The organism is Mycobacterium sp. (assembly GCF_049585075.1).
Classification (GTDB): Bacteria; Actinomycetota; Actinomycetes; order Mycobacteriales; family Mycobacteriaceae; genus Mycobacterium.
The window spans coordinates 20,380-30,264 of sequence record NZ_JBAUZA010000430.1 but is presented as its reverse complement, the minus strand read 5'-3'; the positions used below and the strand labels follow the sequence as shown (position 1 = coordinate 30,264).

Annotated in this window: 13 protein-coding genes; 10 read left to right on the top strand and 3 right to left on the bottom strand. The window is 66.5% G+C overall.

Features of this window, described 5'->3' with window-relative positions; genetic code table 11:
* Positions 1-948: M20/M25/M40 family metallo-hydrolase (locus WB785_RS20375; RefSeq protein WP_424081220.1), on the top strand; the 948-nt coding region annotated here is incomplete at its 5' end.
* 38 nt (positions 949-986) lie between these two features.
* Positions 987-1,517 carry a YbhB/YbcL family Raf kinase inhibitor-like protein gene (locus tag WB785_RS20370; RefSeq protein ID WP_424081219.1) on the top strand — a complete coding sequence of 177 codons (531 nt, stop codon included), beginning with the start codon at positions 987-989 and terminating at the stop codon, positions 1,515-1,517.
* A gap of 3 nt (positions 1,518-1,520) precedes the next feature.
* On the opposite strand, the gene WB785_RS20365 is transcribed toward WB785_RS20370, so the two are convergent.
* Genes WB785_RS20365 through WB785_RS20355 form a run of 3 tightly spaced genes read right to left on the bottom strand, consistent with a single transcriptional unit; the run spans position 1,521 to position 3,885 of the window.
* A complete protein-coding gene (locus WB785_RS20365; protein ID WP_424081217.1) occupies positions 1,521-2,612 on the bottom strand; it encodes a quinone-dependent dihydroorotate dehydrogenase in 1,092 nt (363 codons plus the stop codon).
* Positions 2,613-2,614: 2 nt separating this feature from the next.
* Positions 2,615-2,875, bottom strand: coding sequence for a DUF5703 family protein (locus WB785_RS20360; protein ID WP_424081215.1), 261 nt, complete (start codon positions 2,873-2,875; stop codon positions 2,615-2,617).
* Positions 2,872-3,885: a YncE family protein gene (locus WB785_RS20355; RefSeq protein WP_424081230.1), complete on the bottom strand. Its 1,014-nt coding sequence runs from the start codon at positions 3,883-3,885 to the stop codon at positions 2,872-2,874. The genes WB785_RS20360 and WB785_RS20355 overlap by 4 nt, the downstream gene beginning before the upstream one ends.
* A 166-nt stretch (positions 3,886-4,051) precedes the next feature.
* On the opposite strand from WB785_RS20355, the gene WB785_RS20350 reads away from it, so the two are divergent.
* From WB785_RS20350 to mshC, 8 genes are read left to right on the top strand one after another with little or no spacing between them, the layout of a single operon-like run.
* Positions 4,052-4,366 (top strand): hypothetical protein, encoded by a 315-nt coding sequence (locus WB785_RS20350; RefSeq protein WP_424081229.1) that lies wholly within the window; start codon positions 4,052-4,054, stop codon positions 4,364-4,366.
* A 40-nt stretch (positions 4,367-4,406) separates the two neighbouring features.
* A complete protein-coding gene (locus tag WB785_RS20345) occupies positions 4,407-5,237 on the top strand; it encodes an undecaprenyl-diphosphate phosphatase (protein ID WP_424081227.1) in 831 nt (276 codons plus the stop codon).
* The gene (locus tag WB785_RS20340) at positions 5,234-5,926 is read left to right on the top strand and encodes a histidine phosphatase family protein (protein WP_424081213.1); all 693 of its coding nucleotides are present in this window, start codon (positions 5,234-5,236) and stop codon (positions 5,924-5,926) included. The genes WB785_RS20345 and WB785_RS20340 overlap by 4 nt, the downstream gene beginning before the upstream one ends.
* Positions 5,927-5,972: 46 nt before the next feature.
* A complete protein-coding gene (locus WB785_RS20335) occupies positions 5,973-6,560 on the top strand; it encodes a DUF3090 domain-containing protein (RefSeq protein ID WP_424081211.1) in 588 nt (195 codons plus the stop codon).
* Positions 6,544-7,359 carry an SCO1664 family protein gene (locus WB785_RS20330; protein WP_424081209.1) on the top strand — a complete coding sequence of 272 codons (816 nt, stop codon included), beginning with the start codon at positions 6,544-6,546 and terminating at the stop codon, positions 7,357-7,359. The genes WB785_RS20335 and WB785_RS20330 overlap by 17 nt, the downstream gene beginning before the upstream one ends.
* 53 nt (positions 7,360-7,412) lie before the next feature.
* Complete coding sequence (locus WB785_RS20325) at positions 7,413-7,823, top strand: nitroreductase family deazaflavin-dependent oxidoreductase (RefSeq protein ID WP_424081207.1); 411 nt, start codon at positions 7,413-7,415, stop codon at positions 7,821-7,823.
* An 11-nt stretch (positions 7,824-7,834) separates the two neighbouring features.
* Complete coding sequence (locus tag WB785_RS20320; protein WP_424081205.1) at positions 7,835-8,602, top strand: 3'(2'),5'-bisphosphate nucleotidase CysQ; 768 nt, start codon at positions 7,835-7,837, stop codon at positions 8,600-8,602.
* 27 nt (positions 8,603-8,629) lie between these two features.
* A complete protein-coding gene (mshC, locus tag WB785_RS20315; protein ID WP_424081203.1) occupies positions 8,630-9,883 on the top strand; it encodes a cysteine--1-D-myo-inosityl 2-amino-2-deoxy-alpha-D-glucopyranoside ligase in 1,254 nt (417 codons plus the stop codon).
* Positions 9,884-9,885 lie beyond the last annotated feature (2 nt).

Sequence of the window (9,885 nt, the reverse complement as noted above, 5' to 3'; positions counted from 1 at the left end):
CGGCAGTTTCGTCGCGCTGGCGTCGTGCCGCCTCGCGATCTGGTGTTCGCGTTTCTCGCCGACGAAGAAAGCGGCGGCAAGTATGGATCGCACTGGTTGGTCGAAAACCGGCCCGACCTGTTCGACGGCGTGACCGAAGCGGTGGGGGAGGTCGGCGGGTTCTCGCTGACCGTGCCCCGCCGCGATGGCGGTGAGCGTCGGCTTTATCTCATCGAGACTGCGGAGAAGAGCCTGCACTGGATGCGGCTGACGGCGCGTGGCCGGCCCGGACACGGTTCGATGACGCACGACCACAATGCGGTCACCTGGATCGCCGAGGCGGTCGCGCGGCTGGGCCGTCACCAGTTCCCGCTCGTCATGACCGACACCGTCAAGCAGTTCCTGGAGGCCATCGCCGAGGAGACGGGCCTGACGTTCGACACCGAGTCCGCCGACCTGGAGGGGATGATCGACAAGCTCGGTCCAATGACCCGCATGCTCAAGGCGATCCTGCGCGACACGGCCAACCCCACGATGCTCAAAGCCGGCTACAAAGCCAACGTGGTACCCGCGACGGCGGAGGCCGTGGTGGACTGCCGGGTGCTTCCCGGCCGGCAAGCGGCGTTCGAGGCGGAGGTCGACGAGCTGATCGGCCCCGAGGTGACCCGCGAATGGATCACCAGCCTGCCGTCGTATGAGACCAGTTTCGACGGCGACCTGGTCGAGGTGATGAACGCCGCGCTGCTGGCGGTGGATCCCGATGCCCGGACCGTGCCCTACATGCTTTCCGGTGGCACGGATGCAAAAGCCTTCGCGCGCTTGGGTATTCGTTGCTTCGGCTTCACCCCGTTGCGGCTGCCTCCGGACCTGGATTTCGCCTCACTGTTCCACGGCATCGACGAACGGGTACCCATCGATGCACTGAGGTTCGGCACCGAGGTGCTGACACACTTCTTGACACACTGCTAGCCGCAAGTTGAGCCAAAACACACGAGAGGGAATCGATCATGATCGCACCGCCCGACCCGTACGCTGCGCTGCCCAAGCTGCCGTCGTTTCACTTGGAATCGGCGTCGATTACCGACGGGCAGCCGCTGGCGACACCGCAAATCAGCGGCATCATGGGCGCCGGCGGCGAGGACGTCAGCCCTGCGCTCAGCTGGTCTGGATTTCCCGACGAGACACGCAGCTTCGCGGTGACGGTCTATGACCCGGATGCACCGACCTTGTCCGGTTTCTGGCACTGGGCGGTGGCCAACTTGCCGGCATCGGTCACCGAGTTGCCCGACGGTGCCGGCGACGGCAGTGATCTACCGGGCGACGCGCTGACCCTGGTCAACGATGCGGGTATGCGCCGCTACGTCGGCGCCGCGCCGCCCCCCGGCCACGGTCCGCACCGCTACTACGTCGCCGTGCACGCGGTCGATGTCGAGAAACTCGACCTCAATGAGGACGCCAGCCCCGCATACCTGGGCTTCAACCTGTTCCAGCATGCAATCGCCCGAGCCGTCATCTACGGAACCTACGAACAGCGCTGATCGTCAGCGGGTCGCCGAACCGACCGCGTCGCTCAACGAGGAGAACCCGCCGTCGCGCAGCCGAACGGCGATGCCGTCGTGAATGTGCTTGGCCCACAAACCTCCGCCGTAGATGAAGCCCGTGTAGCCCTGCAGCAACGATGCTCCCGCAGTGATGCGGTCCCACGCGTCGTCGACGGTTTCGATGCCGCCGACACTGATCAGTGTCAGCCGGTCACCGACCCGTCCGTAGAGTCGCCGCAGCACCTCGGCGGCGCGGTGCGCGAGCGGCGGCCCGGAGATGCCGCCGCTGCCCAGTGCATCGACGCCGGGTGTGCTCAGCCCGTCGCGCGACACCGTGGTGTTGGTGGCGACGATGCCGGCCAAACCCAACTCGATTGCCAGGTCAGCGATTTGGTCGATGTCGGCGTCGGCAAGATCAGGTGCGATCTTCACCAGCACCGGTGTCGAGGTCTCAGCGAGCACCGCCGACAGAATGTCGCGCAGCGCGTCGACAGCCTGCAGATCGCGGAGCCCGGGGGTATTCGGCGAACTGACGTTGACGACCACGTATGCGGCCAGTGGCCCGACCAGCCGGGCACTGTCCCGGTAGTCGTCGGCGGCGTGCTGGGTGGGGGTGGCCTTGGTCTTGCCGATATTGACACCGATTGGCACATCGGAGCTTTCCCGTGCCAGCCGAGACGCCAGGGCGGCTGCGCCGCGATTGTTGAAACCCAGCCGGTTGAGCAGGGCGTGGTCGGCGGGCAGCCGGAACAACCGAGGAGCCGGGTTTCCGGGTTGGGCGTGCGCGGTGACGGTGCCGATCTCGGCGTAGCCGAATCCCAGGGCGCCCCAGGCCTTCAGCCCGATGCCGTCCTTGTCGAAACCTGCGGCCAGACCCAGCGGACCGGGGAAGCGCACCCCGAACACGGTGCTGGCCAGCACCGGGTCGGCCGGCGCCAACCGCCGGCTCAGGCGGCGCCGCAGCGGCGCCACGCTGGTGACACCACGCAGCGCCGCGAACACCAGCTCATGGCTGCGTTCTGGTGGTACCAGGAAAAACAACCGGCGAAGCACGCCGTATAGCTGATGACGGTCGTTGCGTGGTTCGCTCACCGTCACAGTTCCGGCTGGTCGAGCCGCGCGCTATCGAGACCGTTGATACGAGACTTCTTGCGGCGCAACAATACCCGCCTACTCCCATCGGTATACAGTCGCACCCGGGTTAGCTCCCAGCCGCGGTACTCCGCTTCGATGGACAGTCGGGTAGAGGCGCTGAGCCTGGTCACCTCGGGCGGCAGGCGCAACGGCACCCACTCGTATTCGTCGGACATTTCGGTGTCCCAGCCCGCCGGCAACTGCCCTCGCGCCGCTGTCAACGGGGGCCCGCCGCGGCGTGCTCGATGACCTGGACGCCCCCACCCGCAGCCGACACGACATACAACGTGCCCGCAGCATCGTCGAAGGTCAGCGTGTTGGGTTGCCGCACGGTTGGGTACCGTACCTTCTCCAGAGGGATCCCGGTTGACAGATCGTAACCAATGACCAGATTCGTCGACGTTTGCGACACCCAGGTCAGCCCCCGCGATCCGGCGACGCCATAAGGGGACTGTCGTACCGGGTAGGCCTGACGCAAGATCAGCGGGTCGACACCGAAGACCAGCAGCTGGCCGCCGCGGGTGTCGGTCACCAGCAACCGGCCCGCGGGATCGGCAACCATCGTGGTGGCGCCCTGACCGGCGCGTAGTTGCTGCCCGACCTTGCCGTCGACCCCGATTGTGGTGACCGATGTCTGCCCCCGGTCCAAGATGGCAAGCGTATTTCCTTGTGCTGCAAGCGAATCAACGTGGGCAAACACCGTCGTTCGGTTGCTGACGGTGCCCCCCTTCAGCGCATAGACCGAGCCGTCGGCGGTGCCCAGCGCGACGGCGCCATCGGCGCGGCGGGTGATCGCGGTGAAGTCGACGGTCTCTGCGCCGCTGACCGGCACGCGGGTGACTCGTCCGGCTAACAGATCGACCTCGAAGTAGCCGCCGCGGGTGGACAGATAAGCGTTGCCGCTGCCATCTCCGGCCAGCGCGGTCGCCGGGCCGGGCAGCGCGATAACCCGCGAGGATGTTTGCTGAGAACCTATCACGGTGATGCTCGCGGGTTCGGCGCCCGGCCCGGAGGTCAAGATCACCAGCTGCGCAGTGCGGCCGTCGAATATCGCCGCCTGCGGGTGACCCTGCAGCGGGCGGATAGCACCGGCTGGAGCCTGCGACAACGGCGGAGATTGCGCCGGTTGCGCGGGCTCGATCGTGGGTGGGGTTTCGTCGAGCGCTTTGGACGAACACCCGGCCACCAACGTCAGCAAAAACAGTAGGCAAGCGGCCTGCCGACGAACAATATGTGCACTGAGTTTGCAGAGTGGTGACACGGGGTAACTCTCGAATCCAGGGGTTGGCCAGTATGAAGGGGGTAGTCGGCTTGAGGCCCGATCCTAGAGAACACCGTCGGGCGCGGCCTGGGCCCGTTGCGCAAGCCGGGATCCGGTGTCGAAGTTTGGGCGCGATATGAGCGTCGCCGCCGACCGTCGCCTCCCCGATCCCGAGTTTGCTATCGAGGACATGTGGCTCGGGGTTTTCTCGGACAAGGTGTTCGCCAGCGGGTTCGGGCAGCTCGGTGACGGCCGTAGCTTTGCTTTCCGTATCGAAGGCCAGTGGCTTCTCGTCGAGATATACCGGCCACGGCTGAGCGGCCCGGTTCCCCAGCCCGAAGACGTCGTCGCCACGGTGCGGCGCAACGTCGTCGACGTCGATATCACCGACAGGCGCAGTCTGGCCGCCGCGGTGCGTGACGCTGTCGCCCTCGACGAGGTTCCCCACTAGATCACCCGGTACGGTCGTCGTCGTGACTGCGACGGCTGCGATGTCCTGGTGGCAGGTTGTCGATTTGGCCGTGGTGCAGGGTCTGACCGAGTTCTTGCCGGTGTCGTCATCGGGCCACCTGGCGATCGTGTCGCGGATCTTCTTTGCCCAGGACGCCGGTGCGTCGTTCACCGCGGTAACCCAGTTGGGCACCGAGATTGCCGTGTTGGTCTATTTCGCCCGCGATATCGTGCGGATCCTCAAAGCATGGTTTAACGGCTTGCTGGTGACCGCCCATCGCAATGCCGATTACCGGTTGGGCTGGTACGTCATCATTGGCACGATCCCAATTTGCATCCTGGGCCTGCTCTTCAAGGATGAAATCCGCTCGGGCGTGCGCAATTTGTGGGTGATCGCCATTGCGCTGGTGGCGTTTTCGGCGGTGATCGCGCTGGCCGAGCGCGTCGGGCGGCAAAGCCGGGGCATCGACCAGCTCTCCTGGCGCGACGCCGTCGTCGTCGGTGTTGCTCAGACGCTCGCGTTGATCCCAGGCGTTTCCCGGTCGGGGTCGACGATCAGCGCCGGACTCTTCGTGGGTCTGGAGCGGGAGTTGGCTGCCCGATTCGGTTTCCTGCTTGCCATTCCTGCGGTATTTGCGTCCGGATTGTTCTCTCTGCCGGATGCCTTCCACCCAGTAACGGAGGGGATGAGCGCAACAGGTCCGCAGCTGCTGGTGGCCACCCTGATCGCGTTCGTGGTCGGCCTCGCCGCGGTCGCATGGTTCCTTCGGTTTCTGGTGCGGCACAGCATGTACTGGTTCGTCGGCTACCGGGTGGCCGCTGGTGTCGCTGTGCTGATCCTGCTGGCCGCAGGGGTGGTGAAAGCGGTATGACGGTCATCCTGTTGCGGCACGGCCGGTCCACGTCGAACACCGCGCATGTGCTGGCCGGCCGTTCCGAGGGCGTCGACCTCGACGACAAGGGCCGTCAGCAAGCCGCCGAATTGGTCGATCGAATCGGTGAGCTGCCGATCCGGGCGGTGGTGAGCTCACCGCTGCTGCGATGCCGGCGCACGATCGAGCCGCTCACCGAAGCGCTGGGCATCGAGCCCGTGTTCGACGACCGGTTCGCCGAAGTCGACTACGGCGAATGGACTGGCCGCAAAATCGGCGATTTGGTCAAGGAGCCGCTGTGGGGCGTCATTCAGGCGCATCCCAGCGCGGCGGTGTTTCCCGGCGGCGAGGGGCTGGCGGATGTGCAGACACGTGCCGTGGCCGCGGTCCGTGAGCACGACGCGCGGCTGGCCGAGCAGCACGGCGGCGACGCGCTGTGGCTGGCCTGTACTCACGGCGACATCATCAAGGCGGTTGTCGCCGACGCGCTCGCCCTGCACCTGGACGGCTTCCAGCGGGTTTCGGCCGATCCGGCATCGATGAGTGTGATCCGCTACACCCGGCTGCGCCCATTCGTGCTGCACGTCAACCACACTGGCCCACGACTGACGTCCGCGCTGACGGCGGTTGGGTCGCCAGACGGCGAGGCGCCGCCCGGCGATGCGGTCGTTGGCGGCTCCACCGACTGAGCGGAATTTACGACTGAGCCGCAACTGCCGGTATTTTGGAATTGCCATGTCTCGCGCAATTCACGTCTTCCGATCACCCGACCGATTCGTCGCCGGGACAGTTGGCCAGCCTGGAAACCGCACCTTCTATCTGCAGGCCGTGCACGACTCCCGGGTGGTCTCGGTGGTGTTGGAGAAGCAGCAGGTTGCGGTTCTTGCCGAGCGCATCGGTGCGTTGCTGGTAGAAGTCAACCGCAGGTTCGGCACACCGGTTCCACCGGAGACCAGCGAGGTCGAAGACCTCAGCCCGTTGATCACACCGGTCGACGCGGAATTTCGAGTCGGCACCATGGGGCTCGGATGGGACTCCGAGGCGCAGACCGTGGTCGTTGAGCTGCTGGCCGTCAGCGACACCGAGTTCGACGCATCCGTGGTGCTCGACGACACCGAGGAGGGGCCGGACGCTGTGCGGGTATTCCTGACGCCGGAGTCGGCGCGGGAGTTCGCGACCCGGTCCAACCGCGTGATTTCCGCGGGCCGTCCGCCGTGCCCGCTGTGCGACGAGCCGCTGGATCCCGAGGGACACATCTGTGCGCGGACCAACGGCTACCGGCGCAGCGCGTTGCTCGGGCCCGACGATGACGCCGAGGAGTGACGATCGCGAAGTCCTGCGACGCGGCGAGCTGACCGTCCTGGGACGCATTCGCTCGGCCAGCAACGCCACCTTCCTGTGCGAATCGACGCTGGATGGCACAGCAGTGCACTGCGTGTACAAACCTGTCGCCGGTGAGCAGCCGCTGTGGGACTTTCCCGACGGGACCCTGGCCGGCCGAGAACTCGGCGCGTATCTGGTTTCGGCACATTTGGGCTGGAACATCGTGCCGTACACCATCATTCGCCACGGGCCGGCCGGTCCGGGCATGCTGCAGCTGTGGGTGGACCAGCCCGGTGACGTGCCCGGTTCAGAACCCGGACCCGGACCAGACCCCGTCGACCTGGTTCCAGCTGACCGGCTGCCGCCGGGCTATCTGCCGGTTTTACGGGCATATGACTACGCCGGTGACCCGGTCTCGTTGGTTCACGCCGACGACATTCGACTGTGGCGGATGGCGGTGTTCGACGTGTTGATCAACAACGCTGACCGCAAGGGCGGCCATGTGCTCCGCGGTCTCGACGGCGGCATTTACGGTGTCGACCACGGGGTGTGCCTGCATGTCGAGGACAAATTGCGCACAGTGCTGTGGGGGTGGGCCGGCAAACCGCTGGACGACAGCACTCTGGGCGCGGTGGCCAAACTGGTCGACGCGCTGACCGGCTCGCTCGGGGATGAGTTGGCCGAACACATCACCAGCGCCGAGATCGCGGCGCTGCACCTGCGTGCCCGCGCGCTGGTGGACAACCCGGTGATGCCCGGCCCGGACCGGCACCGGCCGATTCCCTGGCCCGCTTTCTAGCGTTCCGGCGATGGTACTGTGTGGTACCAAACTCTCCTAGATAGGGAGGCACCGTGTCCGCGAAGGACCATCCGAACAATGCCCCGGGCGTGCCGATGGTGTTTCCGCCGGCGGTACATCGCGCACAAGTCAAGTACATCAACCCGGTGGTCAAAAAGGTCGCTCGGTTTCTGCCGTCGTTCGCGGTGATCGAACACCGCGGTCGCAAGTCGGGTAAGCCGTACGAGACAGTCGTCAACACCCACCGCAAGGGGAACACGCTTGCGGTGATCTTGGGTCACGGCAAGGCGGACTGGGTCCGCAACGTGCTGGCCGCCGGTGAAGCCGACATGCATCTGTTCCGGCGCGACGTGCACATCGTGAATCCCCGGGTGGTCCAAGCCGGAACCGACGACCCCGCGATTCCACCGCTCGCGAGGCGCGCCGCGCACCGAATGGGCGTGTTCGTCGCCGAAATCACCTGATACTGGACCGGATGAGCGCAGACGCAACAGACGCCGCACTCGCCGCCGAGCTTGCCGAGAAGGCGGGCGAGCTTCTGCTCGCGGTGCGCGACCATGTCGGCTTCGACCACCCATGGATGCTCGGTGATGCCGGTGACAGCCAAGCTAATTCGCTGATTCTGCGTCGGCTGCGGGTAGCGCGTCCCGATGACGCGGTGCTGTCCGAGGAGGCCTACGACGACCTGATCCGACTGCGGGCCGACCGGGTTTGGATCGTCGACCCGCTGGACGGGACTCGCGAATTCTCGATGCCGGGATGCGCTGACTGGGCCGTGCATGTGGCGTTGTGGCAGCGCGATGGCGGGCCGAATGGCGCGATCACCGACGCCGCGGTCGCCTTGCCTGCGATGGGCGAGTTGTATCGCAGCGACACCGTCAACGCGCCGTCGGCGGTGCATTCCGGGCCGATTCGCATCACCGCCAGTTCCAACCGGCCGCCCGCCGTGCTGTATCACCTGGCCCGGCGCCTGGACGTGGAATTCGTCCGGATTGGTTCGGCCGGGGCCAAGGCGATGTCGGTAGTCCGCGGCGACGCCGACGCGTACATCCATGCCGGCGGGCAGTGGGAGTGGGATTCGGCGGCGCCGGCGGGGGTGATCCTGGCCGCGGGGATGCACGCGTCCCGGCTGGACGGCTCCGAGCTGGTCTACAACCGGCCCGACCCGTATTTGCCCGACTTCCTGATGTGCCGCCCCGAACTTGCCGACCTGCTGCTGGGTGCCATCCGGCTGGCCAGCTGAGCCGACGCACGCTTTAGGCTCGACGGTATGCAGTCCTGGCCTTCGGCACCCCTACCGACGCTGCCGGGACGTGGCCCGGAGTTGCGGCTGTACGACACCTCCGACCGGCAGGTGCGCCCGGTGGTCGCTGGACCGACGGCCACCATGTACGTGTGCGGGATCACGCCGTATGACGCCACCCACCTCGGCCACGCCGCCACCTACTTGGCCTTCGACCTGATCCAGCGGCTGTGGCTGGACCTCGGACACGATGTGCATTATGTGCAGAACGTCACCGATGTCGACGATCCATTGTTCGAGCGGGCCAACCGTGACGGTCTTGACTGGCGCGACCTGGCGGGTCGCGAGGTTTCGCTGTTTCGCGACGACATGGCCGCGCTGCGGGTGCTGCCGCCACGTGAATACGTCGCGGCGACGGAGGCGGTGGCCGAGGTCGTCGAACTGGTGGAAAAAATGCTGGCCTCGGGCGCTGCCTATGTCATCGATGATCCCCCCCACCCCGATGTGTACTTCCGCGCCGACGCCACGCTGCAATTCGGCTACGAATCCGGTTATGACCGCGACACCATGCTGGCTTTGTTCGCCGAGCGCGGCGGCGACCCGGACCGACGAGGCAAGACCGACCAACTCGACGCGCTGATGTGGCGTGCCGCGCGGCCCGGGGAGCCGAGCTGGCCGTCGACGTTTGGGCCCGGCCGGCCGGGTTGGCACGTCGAGTGCGCGGCGATCGCGCTCAGCCGGATCGGCAGCGGACTGGACATCCAGGGCGGTGGCAGCGATCTGATCTTCCCGCATCACGAGTTCACCGCCGCGCATGCCGAATGTGTCAGTGGCGAGCGACGATTCGCCCGCCACTATGTGCACGCGGGCATGATCGGCTTGGACGGGCACAAGATGTCCAAGAGCCGTGGCAACTTGGTTCTGGTGTCGCAGTTACGCGCCCAGGGCGTCGAGCCGTCGGCCATCCGACTGGGCCTGCTGGCCGGCCACTATCGCTCCGACCGCGAATGGGGCGCCGAAGTACTGGAGTCGGCCACTGCGCGGCTGCATCGGTGGCGCACCGCGACCGCGCTGCCCGCAGCCCCGGATGCAGCCGACGTCATCGCCCGGCTGCGCCGCTATCTCGCCGACGACCTTGATACCCCCAAAGCGCTTGCTGCACTTGATGGTTGGACCACCGACGCGCTGGAATACGGGGGGCACGATACTGAGGCGCCGCACGCGGTGGCCGCGGCGGTGGATGCGCTGCTGGGAGTGGACCTGCAAACGCCGCGGCGGTAGGT

Bases quoted from the DNA above. Each gene is read 5' to 3' on its own strand.
- WB785_RS20320 (WP_424081205.1), top strand. From the start codon at position 7,835: ATGAGCGCAGACGCAACAGACGCCGCACTCGCCGCCGAGCTTGCCGAG.
- WB785_RS20330 (WP_424081209.1), top strand. From the start codon at position 6,544: ATGACGCCGAGGAGTGACGATCGCGAAGTCCTGCGACGCGGCGAGCTG.
- WB785_RS20335 (WP_424081211.1), top strand. From the start codon at position 5,973: ATGTCTCGCGCAATTCACGTCTTCCGATCACCCGACCGATTCGTCGCC.
- WB785_RS20370 (WP_424081219.1), top strand. From the start codon at position 987: ATGATCGCACCGCCCGACCCGTACGCTGCGCTGCCCAAGCTGCCGTCG.
- WB785_RS20345 (WP_424081227.1), top strand. From the start codon at position 4,407: ATGTCCTGGTGGCAGGTTGTCGATTTGGCCGTGGTGCAGGGTCTGACC.
- WB785_RS20340 (WP_424081213.1), top strand. From the start codon at position 5,234: ATGACGGTCATCCTGTTGCGGCACGGCCGGTCCACGTCGAACACCGCG.
- mshC (WP_424081203.1), top strand. From the start codon at position 8,630: ATGCAGTCCTGGCCTTCGGCACCCCTACCGACGCTGCCGGGACGTGGC.
- WB785_RS20350 (WP_424081229.1), top strand. From the start codon at position 4,052: ATGAGCGTCGCCGCCGACCGTCGCCTCCCCGATCCCGAGTTTGCTATC.